The sequence below is a fragment of the Methyloglobulus morosus KoM1 genome (assembly GCF_000496735.2).
Lineage (GTDB): Bacteria > Pseudomonadota > Gammaproteobacteria > Methylococcales > Methylomonadaceae > Methyloglobulus > Methyloglobulus morosus.
On record NZ_AYLO01000055.1, the window covers coordinates 1 to 20141 of the forward strand.

General features: G+C 47.2%; 20 protein-coding genes and 1 pseudogene. 10 read left to right on the forward strand and 11 right to left on the reverse strand.

Annotated features, from left to right (window positions below):
• The 5 genes from MGMO_RS07890 to MGMO_RS07905 form a co-directional block, all read right to left on the reverse strand.
• The coding region (locus MGMO_RS07890) for a hypothetical protein (protein ID WP_036307286.1) at nucleotides 1-528 on the reverse strand (528 nt) is incomplete at its 3' end.
• 110 nt (nucleotides 529-638) lie between these two features.
• Nucleotides 639-1889 (reverse strand): diaminopimelate decarboxylase, encoded by a 1251-nt coding sequence (lysA, locus tag MGMO_RS07895; RefSeq protein WP_023494521.1) that lies wholly within the window; start codon nucleotides 1887-1889, stop codon nucleotides 639-641.
• Nucleotides 1889-2098 carry an LPS translocon maturation chaperone LptM gene (gene lptM, locus MGMO_RS07900; protein ID WP_023494522.1) on the reverse strand — a complete coding sequence of 70 codons (210 nt, stop codon included), beginning with the start codon at nucleotides 2096-2098 and terminating at the stop codon, nucleotides 1889-1891. The genes lysA and lptM overlap by 1 nt, the downstream gene beginning before the upstream one ends.
• Before the next feature lie 22 nt (nucleotides 2099-2120).
• On the reverse strand, nucleotides 2121-2267 hold the full coding sequence (locus MGMO_RS19940; RefSeq protein ID WP_161808475.1) for a hypothetical protein: 147 nt from the start codon (nucleotides 2265-2267) through the stop codon (nucleotides 2121-2123).
• Nucleotides 2264-3181, reverse strand: coding sequence for a CysB family HTH-type transcriptional regulator (locus tag MGMO_RS07905; protein WP_023494523.1), 918 nt, complete (start codon nucleotides 3179-3181; stop codon nucleotides 2264-2266). Before MGMO_RS07905 ends, MGMO_RS19940 begins: the two co-directional genes overlap by 4 nt.
• A 286-nt stretch (nucleotides 3182-3467) precedes the next feature.
• Between MGMO_RS07905 and MGMO_RS07910 the strand changes: the two genes are divergently transcribed.
• Nucleotides 3468-4280 (forward strand): sulfite exporter TauE/SafE family protein, encoded by an 813-nt coding sequence (locus MGMO_RS07910; RefSeq protein ID WP_023494524.1) that lies wholly within the window; start codon nucleotides 3468-3470, stop codon nucleotides 4278-4280.
• A gap of 69 nt (nucleotides 4281-4349) precedes the next feature.
• Here MGMO_RS07910 and MGMO_RS07915 read toward each other — a convergent pair whose 3' ends face one another.
• Nucleotides 4350-5822: a RimK family protein gene (locus tag MGMO_RS07915; RefSeq protein WP_023494525.1), complete on the reverse strand. Its 1473-nt coding sequence runs from the start codon at nucleotides 5820-5822 to the stop codon at nucleotides 4350-4352.
• Between the two features lie 284 nt (nucleotides 5823-6106).
• Here MGMO_RS07915 and MGMO_RS07920 point away from each other — a divergent pair, with 284 nt between their 5' ends.
• Together MGMO_RS07920 and MGMO_RS07925 are read left to right on the forward strand one after the other, a co-directional pair.
• The gene (locus tag MGMO_RS07920) at nucleotides 6107-7207 is read left to right on the forward strand and encodes a DUF2817 domain-containing protein (protein ID WP_023494526.1); all 1101 of its coding nucleotides are present in this window, start codon (nucleotides 6107-6109) and stop codon (nucleotides 7205-7207) included.
• Nucleotides 7207-8325: a GNAT family N-acetyltransferase/peptidase C39 family protein gene (locus MGMO_RS07925; protein WP_023494527.1), complete on the forward strand. Its 1119-nt coding sequence runs from the start codon at nucleotides 7207-7209 to the stop codon at nucleotides 8323-8325. Before MGMO_RS07920 ends, MGMO_RS07925 begins: the two co-directional genes overlap by 1 nt.
• Before the next feature lie 376 nt (nucleotides 8326-8701).
• Here MGMO_RS07925 and MGMO_RS07930 read toward each other — a convergent pair whose 3' ends face one another.
• On the reverse strand, nucleotides 8702-8935 hold the full coding sequence (locus tag MGMO_RS07930; protein WP_023494528.1) for a hypothetical protein: 234 nt from the start codon (nucleotides 8933-8935) through the stop codon (nucleotides 8702-8704).
• Nucleotides 8936-9362: 427 nt separating this feature from the next.
• Between MGMO_RS07930 and MGMO_RS07935 the strand changes: the two genes are divergently transcribed.
• The 3 genes from MGMO_RS07935 to MGMO_RS07945 all read left to right on the forward strand — a co-directional run bounded on the left by MGMO_RS07935 (nucleotide 9363) and on the right by MGMO_RS07945 (nucleotide 13323).
• Complete coding sequence (locus MGMO_RS07935) at nucleotides 9363-10382, forward strand: M14 family zinc carboxypeptidase (RefSeq protein ID WP_023494529.1); 1020 nt, start codon at nucleotides 9363-9365, stop codon at nucleotides 10380-10382.
• Nucleotides 10375-11148 (forward strand): alpha/beta fold hydrolase, encoded by a 774-nt coding sequence (locus tag MGMO_RS07940; RefSeq protein ID WP_023494530.1) that lies wholly within the window; start codon nucleotides 10375-10377, stop codon nucleotides 11146-11148. Before MGMO_RS07935 ends, MGMO_RS07940 begins: the two co-directional genes overlap by 8 nt.
• A gap of 450 nt (nucleotides 11149-11598) precedes the next feature.
• Nucleotides 11599-13323, forward strand: coding sequence for a PQQ-binding-like beta-propeller repeat protein (locus MGMO_RS07945; protein ID WP_023494531.1), 1725 nt, complete (start codon nucleotides 11599-11601; stop codon nucleotides 13321-13323).
• Between the two features lie 297 nt (nucleotides 13324-13620).
• Here the strand turns inward: MGMO_RS07945 and MGMO_RS07950 are convergent, their stop codons facing one another.
• Both MGMO_RS07950 and MGMO_RS07955 read right to left on the reverse strand, forming a co-directional pair.
• Nucleotides 13621-14412 (reverse strand): lysophospholipid acyltransferase family protein, encoded by a 792-nt coding sequence (locus MGMO_RS07950; protein ID WP_023494532.1) that lies wholly within the window; start codon nucleotides 14410-14412, stop codon nucleotides 13621-13623.
• Nucleotides 14384-15172 carry a GNAT family N-acetyltransferase gene (locus MGMO_RS07955; RefSeq protein ID WP_036307290.1) on the reverse strand — a complete coding sequence of 263 codons (789 nt, stop codon included), beginning with the start codon at nucleotides 15170-15172 and terminating at the stop codon, nucleotides 14384-14386. The genes MGMO_RS07950 and MGMO_RS07955 overlap by 29 nt, the downstream gene beginning before the upstream one ends.
• A 204-nt stretch (nucleotides 15173-15376) precedes the next feature.
• Here MGMO_RS07955 and MGMO_RS07960 point away from each other — a divergent pair, with 204 nt between their 5' ends.
• The 3 genes from MGMO_RS07960 (at nucleotide 15377) to MGMO_RS07970 (ending at nucleotide 17967) form a co-directional block, all read left to right on the forward strand.
• The gene (locus MGMO_RS07960; RefSeq protein WP_023494534.1) at nucleotides 15377-16168 is read left to right on the forward strand and encodes a UDP-2,3-diacylglucosamine diphosphatase; all 792 of its coding nucleotides are present in this window, start codon (nucleotides 15377-15379) and stop codon (nucleotides 16166-16168) included.
• A 16-nt stretch (nucleotides 16169-16184) separates the two neighbouring features.
• Entirely contained in the window at nucleotides 16185-17444 is a 1260-nt protein-coding gene (lplT, locus tag MGMO_RS07965; protein WP_023494535.1) for a lysophospholipid transporter LplT, read from the forward strand.
• Nucleotides 17445-17514: 70 nt separating this feature from the next.
• Nucleotides 17515-17967, forward strand: a complete 453-nt coding sequence (locus MGMO_RS07970) for an NUDIX domain-containing protein (protein WP_023494536.1) — start codon at nucleotides 17515-17517, stop codon at nucleotides 17965-17967.
• A 345-nt stretch (nucleotides 17968-18312) separates the two neighbouring features.
• On the opposite strand, the gene MGMO_RS20535 is transcribed toward MGMO_RS07970, so the two are convergent.
• Entirely contained in the window at nucleotides 18313-19230 is a 918-nt protein-coding gene (locus MGMO_RS20535) for a LamG-like jellyroll fold domain-containing protein (protein ID WP_407656506.1), read from the reverse strand.
• On the opposite strand from MGMO_RS20535, the gene MGMO_RS20540 reads away from it, so the two are divergent.
• On the forward strand, nucleotides 19151-19324 hold the full coding sequence (locus MGMO_RS20540) for a hypothetical protein (RefSeq protein ID WP_235557251.1): 174 nt from the start codon (nucleotides 19151-19153) through the stop codon (nucleotides 19322-19324). The genes MGMO_RS20535 and MGMO_RS20540 overlap by 80 nt on opposite strands.
• Before the next feature lie 29 nt (nucleotides 19325-19353).
• On the opposite strand, the pseudogene MGMO_RS20545 reads toward MGMO_RS20540, so the two are convergent.
• Nucleotides 19354-19626, reverse strand: a pseudogene (locus tag MGMO_RS20545) (fibronectin type III domain-containing protein); the annotation flags it as partial.
• Nucleotides 19627-20141 lie beyond the last annotated feature (515 nt).

Here is a 20141-nt window from a genome sequence, read left to right on the forward strand (position 1 = left end):
TCCAGGCACTGGCAATGTAGGGTCTGTATTTATTAGAGGAATCCCGTGTTTGGCTGCATACAAGAGTGCATTGCATTGGTAAAAATAATTACCTGGATAGTCTATGTACGCGTCATTATTAAGTCCTTTATGGTAACCAGGAGTATACATGGGGGAAAATCCAGGTTTGGGCGAGCCATGTATCAGTTGTTCTAGTGCCGCTACTAAATCTTTTACTTTATCAATTTCCTCGCCCCCAAATATTTGCCCACGTTCTCCCGTAAAGTGACAAAATTCGCGAAGTTCAGGGTTAAGGGCATACTTCATCAGATTTATGAGTAGCCAAGTTTCGTAATCTCTCAGTCCAAAATTCTCGATACGCTTTATTTCATTAATTACTTCATCTCGATCAAATCCATCTATTGGCAAATAAACATTTGGAAAATGAACGCGATCAAAAACAAAACCAATAAAAGTAAGGATACCCAAATTATGTGGAATTGGGCTTGTGTAAAACACAGCTTCTAATTTTTCGACATCCTTAATCATGCTTTTATTTGCTGGAATTCATGTGTATGTCTTTGTAGTTCAGTCGAGGGTGTATTTCATGCACCAGTTTTGGTGAGTAAAACGCACCCTACAGAGTCGGATATTAATTTTCACAACGCCAACAAATGCTCACCCGCCCAAAGGTGCGAAATCCGTTCCCTATCACGGATTACCCTAACTTTTGTCCCATCGACCATAATTTCGGCACAGCGCGGCCTGGAATTGTAGTTGGAACTCATGCTGAAACCGTACGCACCAGAGGAGCGGATGGCCAGCAAATCGCCTTGCCCGATCTTTAATGGCCGGTCTTTGCCCAAGAAATCGCCTGTCTCGCAAACGGGGCCGACGATATCCCAGTGCTTTTCGTCTACGCCGCCTCGTTTGGTCACCGGAATAATTTCCTGCCATGCACCATATAAGGATGGCCGGATCAAGTCATTCATCGCCGCATCGACGATGGCAAAGTTTTTGTACGGGGTGGTTTTTAGGTATTCGACTTGGGTTACTAATATGCCCGCATTCCCGGCAATAGCGCGACCAGGCTCAAGCAGGATTTCATACTTTTGATGGCTTAACCTCGCCAGAATTGCCTTTATGTATTCGGCGGGTTCTGGCGGGTGTTCATCTTTATAACAAATGCCTAAGCCTCCGCCTAAATCAATATGATGGAGCGCAATCCCTTCATTCTCAAGGGCGTTGACCAGTGCCAACACCCTATCGAGCGCGTCCAAAAATGGCCTGGATTCGGTCAATTGCGAGCCGATGTGGCAATCTATGCCCACAACTTGGACATTGGGCATCGCCGCCGCACGGCGGTATTCAGACAAAGCCTGGTCGAAATCAATTCCGAACTTGTTTTCTTTTAATCCGGTGGCGATATAAGGATGGGTAAGGGCATCCACATCCGGGTTTACCCGAAATGAGACGGGGGCAATCACGCCCAACTGCTCGGCAAGAATATCTATCCGGTCGAGTTCACCGCTAACTTCAATATTGAAACAGCGTATGCCCATTTTTAAAGCCGCTAGGATTTCGTCTTCGCGCTTGCCGACCCCGGAGAAAACGATTTTCTTCGGATCGCCGCCCGCCGCAACGACCCGCTCCAATTCACCCAAGGAGACAATATCGAAACCCGAACCCAATCGCGCCAGCAAGTTTAAGATGGCGATATTGGAATTGGCCTTTACCGCGTAACAAATAAGGTGCGGCTGTTCGCCGAAAGCATCATCGAAAGCCTTCCAGTGCCGTTCCAATGTCGCCCGCGAATAGATGTAGCAAGGGCTGCCGTGTTGATAGACGATGTCCTGCACGGAGACGTCTTCAACGTATAATTCATCTGCTTGGTAATTAAAATAATCCATTATTGTGGGTCTATAATATTAGGTTGCTGGATTTCCGGTTGCGGTGGTGATTCGGTTTTGTCTGGTGTCTTTTTTTCTGCGTCTGCTTCCGACACTCCAGGCTTGGCCTGGATCGGCGGCTTATCGGTAGGCAAATACAAAGGGCCAGGCTGGCCGCATCCGGTTAATATTAAACCCATCAACAAAAATGTAAGAGGATTGTCTTTCATGACATTGATTAATCATTTAGCCTTAAATGGCGGCATGATAAGCTGAAATGCAAGAAAAGGCATCAGAAAACAGCAACACCTGTCGAGAAAAATCGCAGCAAAACGGTATTTCTTTCAATCTTTTCTCCATTTGGTCGAGCGAAATATTCAGGGAGGTAGCCCTGCTCATTTTAGTGCTTGCATGACTACTTTGCGGTTGAGTGATGGCACCAGGATATGGATAAAATCGTACACATAATCCCTTAAATAAGCATCACGGCGCAATCCGAGGTAGGTGGTGCTGGCGGGAAAGAGATGGCTGGCATCCAGTAGCCGTAAATTGGAGTCGCGCTCTGGATCGTATGCCATGGTTGCCAATAGTCCGATACCCAATCCGAGGTTCACGTAGGTCTTGATGACGTCGGCATCAATGGCGGTCAGCACCACATTAGGCTCGAGTCCGGCTTGGTTGAATATGTGCTTGACCAGCGAGCCGCCAGTAACGGTGAAGTCGTAGGTAATCAATGGGTATTGGACGATTTTTTCCAGGGTGAGCGGCAAATCATCCAGCAATGGGTGGCCTTCCGGTGCGACAATACAGCGGTTCCATTGGTAGCATGGCAGGCACGACAACTTTTCGTAGGTGTTGATGGCTTCTGTGGCGATGCCCAAATCAGCCTCGCCGTCAGCCACCTGTTCCGCCACCTGGGTGGGATTGCCCTGGTGGATGGTTAAGGTGACGCCTGGGTAATCGTGCATAAATTGCTTGACGGCCACGGGCAAGAAATAACGTGCCTGAGTGTGGGTTGCCGCTATCGTTAGCGTCCCCTTATCCTTCTGGGTAAATTCCTTACTAACTTTTTTGATGTTTTCCAGTTCACGCAATACCCGTTCAGCCAGGTTGACGATAATCTTCCCCGGTTCGGTAATGCCGATTAGCCGCTTGCCGTTGCGCTGAAAAACCAGTAGATTAAGTTCTTCCTCAAACAATTGAACTTGCCTGCTTACCCCGGATTGCGAGGTATGTAAGGCTTCGGAAGTATTTGAAATACTCAGGTTTTGTCGGACTATCTCACGGATGTAACGTAATTGGATCAGGTTCATGGGTTATCTAATGAAAAGCCGGTAGGATTGGAATGCGGATTTAGGCAGATAACCCCTGATTTGTAGGGATAAATAATGGTGAGGACTAAAATTTCTTTTGGATGGCATAACAAAACAGCAGTTAACAAGAAAATAAAATCCGTTTACATCCGTGTTCCATTGCAGTAGCCCAGAATTCTTTATGACTAAATAGCATAAAATTAGCATAACATATTATTAAAAGATGCAATAGATTGCTGGTATAGTGCACCAATTTCAACAATCCTATCCAAACGCAAGATAAATAATGAACATAATGTACTCGGTTTCCGGTTTTGCCGTGGGCCTATTGGTCGGCATTACGGGTGTAGGCGGCGGCTCGCTGATGACCCCTTTGCTGGTTTTTCTGTTCGGTTTTAAAGCCTCTGTTGCAGTAGGGACCGACCTTTTATATGCTGCCATCACCAAAACGGGCGGGGTATTTGTACACCATGGCAAGCATCGCTCAGTAGACTGGCCGATTGTCGCTTGGTTGGCTTTAGGTAGCTTGCCATTTGCCGTTTTAACCTTGTTTGCCATTAAGCATTATATGGAGATTGGCAAAGAAACGACGGGGCTGATTACTTATTCCCTTGGAATTGCGCTCATCTTGACGGCCTGTGCCTTGCTGGTTCGTGCCGTCATCTTACGTAAATCCAAAGCGTTGGGGCAACTCGATGATGATTACAGCAATATGATGAATGCCGGACGCTTCTCGCCGCGCTGGCAGATACCTGCAACGATACTTACCGGCGCCGTCTTGGGCGTATTGGTCACTTTATCGTCCGTGGGTGCCGGTGCACTGGGAACGGTCGCCTTGCTGTTCCTTTTCCCGCGCGAGAGTACCTTGAAGATTGTCGGTACCGACCTCGCCCACGCTATTCCGCTCACCGCCGTAGCAGGCTTGGGACATTTAAGCCTGGGTAATGTTGACCTGATGTTGTTGGGCAGTTTGCTGATTGGTTCGTTGCCCGGAATCTGGATCGGCAGCCACTTAAGTGCAAAAATTCCAGAACATTACCTGCGGCCCGTGTTGGCTTCGGTCTTGTTTTTGATTGGGCTTAAGTTTGTCATGCAATAATGCGGCCCCAGGCGATGCGCTTCGTCCTCCAGCGCATCGCCTGGGTATTATTTCCGAAACAACGAATCCTCATACCCCCTTGCTGCTATTCTCCATCCGCCGCAAAAATTCCGCCATAATCTGACGATACAACTCATCGCCCAAATATTTATCCTCAATGCCGCGGTCGATATTCGGGTTGTCATTGACCTCTATCACATAGCCCTTGCCATCTTTTTCCTTGACATCCACGCCGTAAAGGCCATTTCCTATGGCTTGAGTGGCTTTTAAGGCGGCATCCAGCACAGATTTGGGTGCTTCAAACGTCGGCATGGTTTCAAAATGGCCGCTGTCGGTGCGCTTTTCGCCATGTCTATAAATTTGCCAATGGTTTTTGACCATGTAATAGCGGCAAGCATATAAGGCCTTGTTATTGAACACGCCTATCCGCCAGTCGAAATCGGTATATAGGAACTCTTGCGCCAATAACAAGGCAGATTTCTGGAACAATTCGGCGACTTTCTCATCGAGCTCTTGCCGGTTATTGACTTTGACAATGCCTTTGGAAAAGGAGCCGTCTGGAATCTTGATAACCACCGGAAATCCCGCCTTGCTTTCTAGTTGATCGAGATGTCTGCTATTGCCTTTGTGCAATATCCAGGTTTTGGGTGATGGCACTTTATGGGTACGGAATAAATCGGCCAAATAAACCTTATTGGTACAGCGCAGGATGGAAGTCGGGTCATCTATGACCACCAGCCCTTCCGCTTCGGCCTTTTTGGCAAAGCGGTACGTATAATTGTCAATAGCGGTTGTTTCACGGATAAATAAAGCATCAAATTCCGGCAAGCGTCCGTAATGTTGCTGGGTAATCAGCTCAATTTCGATACCCAATTCCCTGCCTATGCCGATAAACTTTTTTAACGCTCCGCGATTGCTGGGCGGCAATGTTTCCGATGGGTTGACTAGGATGGCAAGATCATAGCGGGCGGCCTTACGTGCGCGACCTTTACGCCAGACCTTTTTGCTGAATTTATCCAGTGCCGTGGCAAACAAGGTTTCATTCGCATCATCAAGGGCACGGTGCGATATGGCTTTTAAGTCGGTAATTTCCCACTGTTGCGCATAACCCAAGGTGACTTCCATAATAGGGCAGGAAAACCGTTCAAACAACAATCTCGCCAGATCCTGGAACGCAGGGTCTTCCGTCATGCCGAAAAAACTCAGCACCTTGATTTCATCCCGTTTGTCTCGACCTTTAAAGACCCGTTCCAAGGTTTGCGACAAATCTTCCAGTTGGAGCTGGTAAAGTGCTTTCTTTTCTATGTCATTTAAAGCCTTAACAGAAGGGATGACGTGATGCCCACGGGCTTCCGCCAACAAGGAACAATAGTAACCGTCGGACAAATAGGAATAACTGCTGCAAAGGTTGATAATACGCACCCGGTGTTCGGAGTCTTCCTTTTCCGTGGCAAGGTAGTCCTCAAACGTGATGACTTGATCGCTGGGGTAATAAGGATTCCAGTCGGATAATGAATCGACAACCAAAAGGGTTCGCGCCATGGGTTAAGTTTTGCTCCTTAGTGTGAGAAAGTGCGTAGTTAGCGAATGTTCCGATTATTGTAGCTCTGCCGTTCGTCGAATGGGCCGGACATTGTTCGCATCGTGATTTGTTTTTTGTGCTTGGCTTGGTTAAGGTAAGATAGCCACATTGTCCTGAATGGATTGTGAATGGCGAGTTAAAGGTTCCCTTTTCGATTATTTTGTAACTAGACTTGTTTTTTTACAAAGAGTTTCTGCAACAGTTTATTTATACTGCGGACTAACAGTAAGCAATTTAATACCTGATGTCATCCTATTTAACTTTTACGCCGATAAGTATCGAAATTTTTTCAGACTATTACGTTGCCGCAAGGGAACGCTTGCTGACGCTGGTAGGATTGTCCACTTTCGCGCAAATCCTGCATAAGACTTATCCGTGTCCAGGCAAAACACCCGACGGAGCGCCGCTTTATACCGACACTTTGTGGTTGGGCGATGAAAATGCCGGCAAGGTGTTGGCTTTGCTGGCCGGAACCCACGGCGTTGAGGGCTTCGTCGGCAGCGCGATTGAGCTTGACCACCTCAGCTTGATTGCCAGCGGACAGCTTTCTATCCCAACCGATACCGCCGTATTGGTCGTCCATGCCTTGACTCCCTGGGGCTACGCCTGGCTACGCCGGTGCGATGAGGACGGTGTAGACCTAAACCGTAATGCGGTGGATTTTGCTAAACCCTTACCCGAAAACCCAGGCTACCAATCGTTGAGGAATGCCCTATTCTCAGCCAACCAAACACAGAGAAAAGCGGCTTTTGCCGAGTATGAAAACCAACAAGGGCGAAATGCGCTGGAAATGGCGATCAGCGGTGGTCAGTATAGCGACCCAGCAGGGCCTTTCTTTGGGGGTAAGAAACCGGCACATGGTAGGCTGGTGACCGAAGATCTGATGCGGCAATACAGCCTGCATGAACGTGATTTGGCTGTTATCGACCTGCATAGCGGTCTTGGGCCTTATGGCTATGGGGAAATTATATGCGACCATCACCCAACAAGTCGCGGCGCAAGGGTTGCTCAACATTGGTATGGCGATTCCGTGACACTGCCTGCATTGGGCACATCAAGTTCCGTCCCTAAAATGGGCTTAATGGATTATGCCTGGCATGACATCATGAACGGGCGCAGTTGCCATGTCACGTTGGAATTTGGCACTTACCCCACCGACCAACTGTTTGAAGTGTTATTACGAGACCATCAATTATGGGCACAATCGGATAATGCCGCAGAACGCTTGGAACACAGTAAACACATGCGGCAACATTTTTGTCCAGATGATGATGCCTGGAAAGCGATGGTTTTGTTCCGTGCCCGTCAGGTCATTGCCCAAGCCTTACAGGGGTTGTCCGGTTAATGCCTACAGAAGGGAACATCCCCATTCGCCCCGCCCAACTAAGCGACTTGGAAGATTTGGTCACGTTGGAAAATGCCAGCTTTGACACTGACAAATTAAGTCGCCGCAGTTTCCGGCATTGGATCAGCACCGAAAACCGTTCATTGCTGGTTGCAGACTCTGCTAATGCAGTCGTCGCGTACATTCTTATTATTTACCATCCGGGGACGCGGTTGGCGCGCATCTATTCACTGGCCGTTGCCCAGCAACACCGAGGTACTGGCATAGCCAAGCAGCTTATCATGGCAGGCGAGCAAGCCGCGCATGATGACGGCAGGTTGTATCTGCGGCTTGAAGTCAGCGTCGATAACACGCCAGCAATCAAGCTATATGAATCGCTTGGCTACCAAAAATTCGGTATCTACCGTGATTATTACCAAGACCATAAGGATGCACTCCGTTACCAGAAACGCATCCGCCACTACAGTGACACCTTGCAACATCGTTCTGTTCATTGGTTAAAGCAAACCACCCACTTTACCTGTGGCCCCGCCGCACTGATGATGGCAATGCACGGGCTTAACCGCGCTTACCAGCCTTCACAGGAAGAAGAAATCAATATCTGGCGGGAAGCCACGACCATCTTCATGACTTCGGGACACGGGGGTTGCCATCCGTTAGGCTTGGCGTTGGCGGCAAAACGGCGCAACTTCGGCGTGGAAGTCTGGATCAGCCAAATCGGCACCTTATTCATAGACGGCGTACGCAATGAAGACAAAAAGCAGATTGTTGAGTTGGTGGATAACGGCTTCAAGCGTCAGGCAACCGAGCAAGCTATCCAGATTCACACTGCCAACATCACCCAAGATGAACTTATCAGTGCATTCAAGGCCGGTGCCATACCCCTAATTTTGATCAGCACCTTCCTCATGGATCGGAAAAAAGCCCCGCACTGGGTCGTGATGAGCGGTTTTGACGACGATTGCCTCTACATGCACGATTCCGACCCCGACGAACGCCGCCAAAGCGAACTCGATTGCCAGTTTATTCCCATTGCGAGAGAGGATTTTGACCGGATGTCTTGCTTTGGCAAAAACCGGTTACGTACAGCCGTGATTATTTGGCCGGGTTCGACATAAACCGCATTTCTAGCCAGCCCGAATATATGAAAGGTCACCTGCTTTTCAAATGTATTATTTCGCAGGCAGTTGAAAAAACTTTAATAGGAAAAGAACAAATGACAATCAACCTTACTATTCAACAAGTCCCGCTTCCCGCCCCCTAATGCGTGGCAAGCTGTTCCTGATTGCTAAAACAATGGTTCGATGTGTTGGAGGTTTGGGGATATATCTACAAAGGGCAGTATCGGATGCGATTTATCTAAGCTCGACTACCGAATGAATGCGTACTGATGGGTCAAGAAATTTTGGAATATGCCAGCTTGTGAATAAAAATTAGCCTCCTAAGCAATAGAAGGCATCATTTAAAATATTCCTTTTGCAAAAAATACCTGCCTTATCGTCTGGGATAGTCTTTTGTCTTCGTTTCGCTAGTGACGAAGAGAGAGTGTTTCATGCGGTCGAAAAAATAGCCGACAAAACCGATCATGACCACAGCGAAAAGCACCCTGCTAATAACCAAGACATCGGCTAACGGCAGTTCGGCACTATCTCCAGTGGCTACTTTAAAGGAATCTACAACGCGGCTAAAGCCGGTTATGTTATACAAGCTAATCAAAGGGTTGTTCATTTTGGCAATCCTCAATATGAATCAACAAAAAATTTTCCACCTCCCTAACTAAAAAAATGTGCATCCTTGCACTTCACAATTCCATTTTCTAGGAGGTTCACGCACAATGTAGAAGAGTTGGTTAATTTATACTGTGAACCAGTCGCGATTTCTATGAAGTATTACCTGTTAGTACGGTAAAAGCCCACTTTTTAGGTTTTTAAAGAGGAGTTGTCACATTTTTTAGGGTAGCGTAGGTGATAAAGGGTCATTGTCTTATCTAAACCGACAGGGTTTTTCAACATCCTGCAATATAATGGCTTTAAGATATTCTTGAATCGCTTTATTTGAAAAAACAAGACCGTATAAAGAGAATTATAGCCACAACACGTTCACGGAAACGAAGTAATAGTTGTGTTATCTAGGCCATACCAGTAAAAGTGGAGCTATGACTGACTTTAAATTTCCAGAGCTCCTGCAACTTGAACGCCTCATAGAGCGGTTTGGGGATCGGGCGCAATCTCAGGTTGTAGAACGAATCCAATATAAGGGCCACGAATTCCCGATCCATTGCATTACGTTGGGCTCCACTGAACCGAATGTCCCCGTGCTGGCTTTTATTGGCGGCGTACATGGATTGGAGAAAATCGGTTCGGAAGTGATTTTGTCCTATATGCAAACCCTTTGCGAATTGTTGGACTGGGACACAGAGTTTTTGGCCAGATTAGAAAAATCCAGGCTGGTTTTTGTGCCCATCGTCAATCCGGTAGGCGTTTATCTAGGCAGGCGTTCCAATGGTAACAGTGTCGACCTGATGCGTAACTCCCCGGTGGAAGGCATCGGTGCGACTAAGCTTTACGGTGGTCACCGTATCTCGCCCCTCCTGCCGTGGTATCGCGGTGATGCGTTGAATATGGAAAAAGAATCCCTTGCCTTATGCAAGGTGGTCAGGCAGCAGGTGTTCAATTCGCCTTTGTCGATTGTCCTGGATTTGCATTCGGGCTTTGGCATAAAGGATCGCCTGTGGTTCTCATACGCTTCGCGCAAAACGCCTTATCCATTTATTGCCGAAACTTTAGCCTTAAAAGAATTATTGGACCGCTGTTATCGTTATCATGTCTATAAAATAGAGCCCATGTGCCAAGAGTACATCATCAATGGTGATTTGTGGGATTACCTGCTGGAAGATTTTGTCCAGCGGTATGCGGACGAAGAACGCTTATTCCTGCCGCTTACCCTGGAAATGGGTTCTTGGCTTTGGCTACGTAAAAACCCACGACACTTGTTTTCACGGCATGGCTTGTTCCATCCGCTATTGCCGCATCGGTTGCAACGGGTGTTCCGCCGGCATTTTATGTTGTTTGATTTCCTGCACCGATCCCTGTTATCTCCAGACAAGTGGACTAAGCTGGACAACAACCAGAAATCTTATTTTGAAAAAAAGGCATTGGGGTTATGGTATGAATAAGGGACTCGGGGAAAACTGGATATTGCTTCGGGGATTAGCGCGGGAATCGGCGCATTGGGGTGATTTTGTGCCACTGCTGCAGGCGACTTTTCCTGATGCAAAAATGACGACATTGGATTTACCGGGTGCAGGCCGTTTTTATCAAGACGAAAGCCCCAAAACTATCACGGCAATCGCGGACAATGTCCGAAACCATGCCCTTGAACTGGGCTTGCTCCAACAACCCGTTACACTTCTGGCCCTTTCTTTGGGCGGCATGGTGGCCTGGGAGTGGCTGCATAACTATCCCGATGATATCTGTGGCGCAAGCTTAATCAGCACCAGCTTTGCGGGCTTGAATCCGTTTTATGAACGCTTGCGTTGGCAAATTTACGGTAAGTTTTTTGGGCTGCTGATGCAGCAAGGCACTTATAAAAGGGAACTGGCAATTATCCAATTGGTTAACAATAACCGGGAGCGAGATGGGCAAATAGCTAAAGATTGGGAGCAAATACAAAAATTACGCCCAGTCAGCCCTAAAAATATGTACCGCCAGATGTTAGCGGCTGCAACTTATCAACCTAGCCCCGAAAAACCGACGCAGCCTGTCTTGCTGTTGAATGCAAAGGGCGACCGTTTAGTGTCTCCAAGCTGTTCAGAGGCCATACAAAATAAATGGCATCTTGAGCTTCGCACCCATCCTTGGGCGGGCCATGATATGACGGTTGATGATGGCGACTGGGTAGCTACACGGTTAAAGGACTGGATAGCGTCCAGTCGAATGTAACTTCGAAATGTGTCGCTTCAGTTAGGCTATGGATAGTTTGGTATATTTTTGCCATTTCCAAGCCTCATGCTCCCCATCGCTTGATGACAAAGAAATGATGCTTTTTGAAGCGTTTAGCTACTTTCGATTGACCGTCACAAAATCTTCACGAAACTGTCACTAGGTTTTAATAAGCAAGCACTAAAGTGCCGAGCGTGAGACAGGGATCTTGCAATGGGGTTGCCAATCTACGCCAGCCATTGTGACGTACTGTGAAACCTAGAAAATCTTACCAGTCCCTCAAGGCATTACTCAAGGCCGCCAGTTTATAGCGTTGATGGCGGCCTTTTTTTTGCCCTTAGTTTCGGGATTACATGAAAACGGCACGTTTCCCGTCGAAGGTTATAAATCTGCATCAGTCCAGTTATAATACCCAGCCCACTTGGAATTGAGTACTTGGACGTAACCCTCATGAAAACTTCAGAAAGCCATTTCCCTCTCGGTTTCGTTAAGGTGGGAATCCTTGTATGTGCAAGTTTTTTCATTGTCGCTTGCCAAGTCCAGCCCGTAAAAACGGAGCACTTCAGGCTAACAAAGCTTTTTCCCACCACTGCCAGTTCTGGCGTTACCTTTGATGAGAACATAATCGCGTCACCGCTGATTGACTTGTCACAGGGGCATCCATTAGTGATTGCACCAAGTTCTAACGGTGTGATTGCGGCTTTGGATAGCGAAACAGGGAAACTGGCATGGGAGGTTAAAGCGCCCGTCCCGGACGGACAGGTAGCCCAGCTAATAGCCACTCCCTTTATTTTTGGCGACAGGCTTTTTTTCCTTTTTCAGTGTAGCGAAAAAGGGGTGCGCACCAGCCATCGATTGGCGGTGGTCGACTTAACCAACAAAAAGTTGGACGAAACTTTTCCTGTTTTGGTGTTGTCTGCGGAAAAACCTGCAGTTGATGGCGTATCAACCGTCAAATTTAACCCGCCCACCGCTTATTCCCATTCTGCCCTCAAACATGCGGCGAAGCCGGGGTCAAAATGGGGCAGGCTCTATGCGTCTTTTGGCAACGCCGGCGACACCCAGCCTTTTCATGGTTGGATGTTTGAAATTGATATGGATGCTTGGCAAAAACTCGGCACAAAACAAGCCGTCAGCAGTATTCTTTTGACTACCCCCGAAGCCAAATGCCCTGTCGCTATGGAATATGGCACCCAAGAATTGATTTGCGGAGGCGGAATATGGACGCCCGGCGGGGCATTGCTTAATCCGGTTGAACAGGGCTTTGAATTGCTGATACCTACCGGAAACGGGCAAATCGATATTCCTCGGCATGACTATGCCAATACCATCATGCGTGTGCAGCCGGACTTGAAATTTGACGATGGTTGCGATAAGGCATTATGCAAGAATTTTGATCCCAAACAACCCGACAGGGCTTGTTTAGCTTCCTGCAAAAACCTGTTCGTTCCACGCCCGCCCGAAAACGACCTTAACTTAAAGCCGTCCAACCGCGAATGCGAGGACAAGACTTTTGGAGAATGCCTTGCCTGGATGGATTATGATTTAGGTGCGAACTCCCCGGTCATCGCCACCCTAAAGGACGGATCTTCATTGGTGATCCAGCCGGGTAAGGAAGGTGCTGTCTATTTGATCGATGCCAATCATTTAGGCACTCAGTATGATCGGCTCCAAATTGTCGAAATTTGCGGAGCGCCGACTGATATGTGTAAAGGCAGTTGGATGGGCATGATCGTTACCCAGCCTGTCGTCGCTTATATCGACGATGATCCCGTGGTCGTTATACCCACGTTTATGCCGGACAATACCCATCCAGCGGGAATGGTTGCGCTAAAGATTATAAGGGAAGCGGGCAAGCCTAAATTGCAGAAATTTTGGCAATTTCCAAATCCCAAGAGCGCTAAGGCATTGGAGAAATTCCGTAGTCACCCTTCACTACCGGTCATTTCCATGGTGGCTGATGAGACGATTGTCTGGACAGTTGACATCGGCAACCCAGGCGTCTTATATGGCATCCGAGTGAAAGACGGGACTGTGGCGTTTGAACAACCTTTATTGGGTACCGGACGGCAGCTTGCTGCTCCCTTGCTGTATGAAAACACCCTGTACATGGCATCCAAGCTACTCAGTACCGGTAAGGTTATTATCGAAGCCTATCGGATCGAAGCGCAATAATCTTGCGTTACCTACCAGTGCTTGTGTTTCCAGCTTAGTAAGTGATGTTACGCACCGTCCACGAGAAGTATTAAAAACCGTAACTATTCAGCAAGAGACGCGTTAAGCCCTCTCCAAAGGGAGAGGGTTGGGTGAGGGGAATAAAACAAGGCATCTCTCCTTATTTAAATTCTCCTCACCCTGGCCCTCTCCATCAGGAGAGGGGATGGAACGCCCTAAGCTTGCGATAAACTTAGCCTTTGCAATACGCTGGATAGTTACGAAATGTTTTTTAAAACAGTTACTCGTTTTTACTTATTACAGTTGCCGCCGTACTGTTGATATGCTGGCAGTGGCTTTTTCATCTGTCATGCTATCCATAATCAGCGCCCTTGCTTCGCCGCTAACCGATTGGCGGGTTTTTCCTGCCGTGTTAATCATGGGGTGAAATACGACACGCACTTCAACTTTATCTAGCGACAGTATCCTAAGTAGGTGTGGGACAAATGCGTCGTCGCCAACAAATGGCGCTTGCTCTTTAGATTCACCCAAATACTCAAGGGCAATCGGCTGGACATTGGCCTTGACCAACAAGGCAGGCTGAAATAAGGAGGCATGAAAAGGTAAAACCACATCGCCTTTAGTCGTCGTGCCTTCGGGAAAAGCGATAACCGTGCTGTTTTGCTTCAACAGCCATAGCATTTCCTCGGCAATCGCTTTGGCTTGTTGCTTTTCGCCGCGACGGACAAAGACGGTACCACCTTGTTTCGCTAGATAACCAATGATGGGCCAGGACAATATGTCGCTTTTGGCCACAAAATGGGCAGGGGAAACTCCCCCTAGGACGATAATGTCCAACCAGGAAATATGGTTGCTGACAATAAGGCAAGGCTTATTGGGGGCTTCCCCCTCAAAACTGATGGACAAACCAACTATGGCGCCAAACCAATGTAACCAAGCCAGTTTCAGGGCATCGCGGTTACGTTTGGCATTAGCGGGTTTGCATAAAACAGCGAGTGCCGGAAAAATTAGGGCGGCTATCGCCAAACCGCTGACAAAAAGCAGGCTTATAAGGAAAGCTTTATAGTACAACCGAGGTTTCAACTTCATTACCCTGACGCCCTCTCATATAGTGTTTGCTGTAGCGTTCTTGTATTTGGTCTAGGGGCAGCAGGATGAACAAATCCATGCAGTTGAAGTCTTCATCCCAATAAGGTTCGCCACAAACGAGCGCACCAAACCGGAGGTAGGCCTTGAGTAACGGGGGAATGCCCGACTCGTCACGCTGGCACCGTAACGCCTGGGGCACTGGGATCAAGGGCTTTACTTGTAATTCGGGTGCTGCAATATTTTTGGCGTCGATATTTCGGTAAACCGCATCGACGGCATAGCCGCTAACGCCTGGGGTAATACTGGCGCAACCGAGCAGATAATTGAACTGGCCTTCCAAGGCATATTGCACCAATGCTGACCAAAGTGTAGTCAACACCGCGCCGCCGCGACAGTCGGGGTCGACACAAGTCCTGCCCACTTCGAGAAACCGTCCTGGCAATGCCAATATTCGGTCCAGATTGAATTCGCTTTGGGAATAAAACCGTCCCAACCGTTTAGCTTGGTCTTGGTTGAGCAACCGTGTATAACCCACGATTTTAGCGCTGTCATTGTCATAGACAATCAAATGGTCACAGTACGAATCTACCTCGTCACAATCCAACCCTTCCGACCCAGATTTAAGCGTGGCCCCCATTTCTTGGGCAAACACGCGATAACGCAAGGTTTGTGCCTCCCTTATCAAAGCCTCAGTATCGGCGATAAGGCACGTTAATTTTTTTTCTGTTTTGGCTGATTGCTCGGTGTTTAGTATTTTCATGGACATTTTGATACCAAATTTTGATAAGCGATCAGTCTAATAAATTAAAATGTCAGTTTTATGTCGAAATTGTGAAATTCTTGTTACAAGAAAGTGAGTTATTGAGAGTTTTTCTGGATTGTCATATAACTTTCATGCACGATGTCTACAATCCGTCGTATACAAGGATCATGGCGCTAATCAGTCATTCAAAAGTGGGAGTACATGAATATCAATTCTTATCGGACCATTTGGATTTCCGACCTGCACCTGGGCTCAACCCAATGTCAGGCCGATGTTTTGCTCGATTTTCTTAAATTTAACGACAGCGACAAGCTTTACTTGGTCGGCGATATTATCGATTTCTGGGCACTCTCCAAAAAAATGTATTGGCCGCGAGACCATAATACGGTCATTCAGAAATTACTTCGTAAAGCGAGGCATGACACCCAGATTATTTACATACCCGGCAATCATGACGAAAACGTAAGGGACTATGACAGTTATGTCTTTGGCGATATTACCGTCAAAAACTCCGATATTCATACGACTGCCTCCGGCAAGCGATTCTTGATCGTCCACGGTGATGAATATGACACGATAGCCAAGTATCATCGTTGGATTGCTAAATTGGGCAGTGAAGGTTACGATTTGTTGCTTGAGTTCAACCGTTATCTGCGGATGATCCGCCGCTTGTTGGGCATACAATCGCAATTTTCATTAGCGGCATTTGTCAAATTCAAAGTTAAAAATGCCGTGCAGTTTATTTCCGATTATGAAGAAAGTATCGTCAACACGCTAAGAGATGAAGGTGTAGACGGGGTCATCTGTGGGCACATCCATCACGCAGAAATGAAGGACATCGGCGGCTTTCAGTACATCAACACAGGCGATTTCGTGGAAAGTTGCACGGCAATCGTTGAACACCATAATGGCTCATTGGAACTGGTTAACTGGCATAAAACGGAGACCGCTTTGGACTATGAGCCGTTGAAGGTTAATCTGCATAATCCTTAAAAATAATATAATCCTCATGACTCCTTCCTCATTCAATCCAGTCATAACACGGCCTGAAAGTGATTTGAACCGTGGTTTTTACATTATCCTGGCGGCTCAATTTTTTTCGGCATTGGGGGATAATTCCCTGCTGTTTGCTGCAATCGAACTGCTCAAGGACCGTGCGGCACCGACATGGGAAATCCCCGTATTGCAACAGTTTTTTGTGTTGTCTTTTATCCTGCTGGCGCCTTTTGTTGGTCCCTATGCCGACTCGCTCCCCAAGGGCAAAATCATGTTTATCAGTAATGCCGTTAAGATAGTCGGGTGTTTTGCCTTGTCTATGGGTGTCCATCCTTTGTTCGCTTATGGTTTTGTGGGTACCGGATCGGCGTTATATTCACCCGCTAAATATGGCATTTTGACCGAATACCTGCCCGCCAACCGGTTAGTGTGGGCAAACGGTTGGATGGAAGGATTGACCGTTGCGGCGATCATATTGGGCGCTATCATTGGCGGAATATTGATTGGTCACAGCTTTGAATCCGTGGTTGCCAGGAATGCTTGGTTAGGCATCGACACCGCGCCTGAATTTGCGATACTCGTGGTATTAGGTTTTTATCTTCTTGCCGCCTTGTTTAACTTATACATCCCCAAACTCCCCATAGAGCATGAACTTCGCACTATCGACATAAGGTTCTTATGGAATGATTTTTGGCGGAACTTTTTTTTGTTATGGCGTGACCCGTTGGGACAGGTATCGCTCGCAGTAACCTCATTATTTTGGGGCGCGGGTACGACATTGCGGTTCATCATCCTCATTTGGGCCACTTCGTTGCTGGATTTGGATTTGCCACAAGCCACTCAATTGACGGCGGTCGTTGCTGTTGGGCTGGCTATCGGCTCTGTCATTGCGGCCAAGCTAGTGCCACTGGAGCATGCAGTCAATGTATTGCCGCTGGGTATTGCGATGGGTGGCGTTATTGTCATCATGGCATGGATTTCGGATTGGCGATTGGCAATCCTGATGCTGATAATTGTCGGCACTTTAGCCGGTAGTTTTTTAATTCCAATGAATGCCTTGCTCCAGCACAGGGGGCATAAACTGATGGGGTCCGGGCATTCGATCGCCCTACAAAACTTCAACGAGAACGGTAGTATCTTGTTGATGTTAGGGGCCTACGCGCTCATGATCCAGGCCGAATTGCCGGTAAAAACCATCGTTATCATTTTCGGGCTGTTCATAGCGCTTACGATGGGGTGGTTAACCCATAAACACAGGCATTCCCAGGATTAGCTTGCGTTACACTGAACGCTTTTTCCCTGTATGATAGTGTTATAATCCCGTCTATCGTTCGGAGACTGCTATGCCCAGACCTGTTACCCCAGCGCTCGCCGCTGACACCATTATCGAGCTCATTGATTATCCCGGTCGTCCAATAGTACTGATTGAACGGGCTAATCCGCCCTATGGCTGGGCGATTCCCGGCGGCTTTGTCGATGTCGGTGAGCGGGTTGAATACGCTGCCATAAGGGAAGCCCAGGAGGAAGTCGGACTGGATGTGCAGTTGATCGCCTTGCTTGGTATCTATTCTGATCCCAATCGCGACCACCGTGGACATACGGTCACTGCCTGTTATGTTGCTGAAGCGACAGGTACCCCGATAGCCGCCGATGACGCTAAAAATTGCCAGCTATTCAAGCTGGATGAATTGCCTGAACCCTTAGCTTTCGACCACGCCGAAGTGCTTGCCCATTATAAGCTGTTTAGGGAAAACGGACAGGTTGCGCCCTTGCCGGATAAGCTTGATAATCGTTAATGGGGGCATTGACTTTACTCAATATTTGTTGAGACCATTTAGTCTGAGTTCTACGAGATGAGCGCAAGAAAGCCTTACCGATGTCAACATGCCTTTAGGCAAGGCTAAGTCGAAATCAATTGGGAACTGTCGAGGTCAATAGCCATGATCTTGGCATACCCATCTAGAATCCACTTGGCTGAGGTTCCGCAGCTTCATTAGCGATTGCTGAACGTTTTATTGACAATCTATCGATTTAAGCTGCCAACCTTGTGTTGGTCGATTTATGCCCAAACCCAATGACATCCGGTTTAAATGGGGTCATGGTAACTGCCGAGCATTAGACAGTTTAAGAACCTTGTCTAATTAATGTGGACTGACTTTTGTTTGTAAGTCTTTTAGGATTTCGTCATTGGACAGGGAGCGATTATAAATCCTTACTTCGTCAATATAACCGCGGAAATAATCGCCCCAAACGCTATTGCCCCCGATCCGCAATACGTCGTAGGACTGTTTGACCAAGCCAGACTGTACTTGGATTGAACCCACTTCAACGCCGTTTATATACAACTTTTGGGTGACCCCATCAAAGGTTGATGCCAAGTGTACCCATTGTCTTACTGGCAACTGTTGAAGGCCTGAAACCGTATTATAGCCTTGGCCATCATTGAACGATGAAATGGGTAAATCGCGGTCTTCATAGGAATAGAGGTCATAAACCGTTCCGTTAGGTTCTTGCTTCACGATAATACTGCCTCTACGGATAGATATAGGTTTAATCCATGCCTCAAGCGTGAATGCGCTTGTAATCCCCAATGATTCGCTATTTTTGACAGTAACCCAATCATTTACGCCATCAAATTTCAATGCTTTTCCAAATCGCCCCTTGGTCCTGACGGCTTCTTTAATTTTTCCGTGGTTACCATTGCCTGAAGCATCTAATACTCTTGTCCCTTGCGCTTCTTCAAAGCCATAGGCGGCCATTAAGCCAAAATTGCCAGCAGTTGGAGAGCTGGTAACAGCTGAGCGAATGGCCGCAGGGGGTGGTGTTGCCACTGGTTGTTGGGTAGCTACCGCTGGAGTTGCGATTACGGTTATCTGCTTAACAACGTTGACGCTTCCTTTAGCTCCTGTTGCTGTCAGAGCCACATTATATGTTCCGGGATTCGAATAAGTGACTGTAGGGACGGTTGGGGTTGTGTTTATGACGACCGGGGTAAATGAACCTGGGAAATCCCATCTCCAAGTCGTTATTGACCCTGTAGTGTTGGGCGTAAACCTTATGGTCAAAGGAGCGGTGCCAGAAGTCGTGCTCGGCGTGAAGTCCGCTGTCAAAGCGGTAGTGGCGGAGATTGTCGCGCTGGCTTCATTTGAGTAGCTGCTTTCGATGCTTCGCGCTATGTTATATGCTTTTAATGCAAAAAAATAGGTACTGCCAGTTGTTAAACCCGTCAACTGGTAGGTTGTCGTATTGCCTACATCAACGCTTGATGTGTAGCTTTTGCTGGCTTGGCCATAGTAAAGCTTATAGCCACCAACACCAGATGACGTACTGGCATCCCAGGCGAGGTTTAAACTTCCAGCAAATACAACGTCGCTGAATAGGAGAAACAGAAAAACAAACGTAGCAAGGATTTTGAGTCCATGATTTTTATTTGTTTTTAAAACGACGGTGCTCATACATTTAGCGTCTAAATTCTATAATTCGTATAAGAAAAAATGCATATGCTTGCGGTAATAACTCAAAAATAGTGATCAATTCAAGTATATAAAATCCAGAACCCAGTTCCTGCTAAAAAGCAAAAATTTTATGTCGGACAATAGCATGCAATTATTACAACCTGTTTAAAGTAGAAATATTTTCGTTAATGATGGCGAGTCCCTAAATGAAAAGGCCATTTGCACGGTCACCACTTTTCTTAAATTTTGGGCAATTGTTCTCAGTATAAATAACCAAGCATTCCTTATATTATTTCAATGGGCAAAATTTAACGTGGCTATATACTTTACACAGGTTGGTCGCTATCGGGTTCTGTAATTTCAATGGGTTAACCAAAACAACTACCTTTTAACCTGCGGTTTGTTAATAGCCATGAAATTTAATTTTCTCACATGATGCGCTTAGTCTGTCAGCCAACATCTATAAATTGGCAACTGGTACAAATTTATGTAGCCAGTTGCCAAGATTAGCGGAT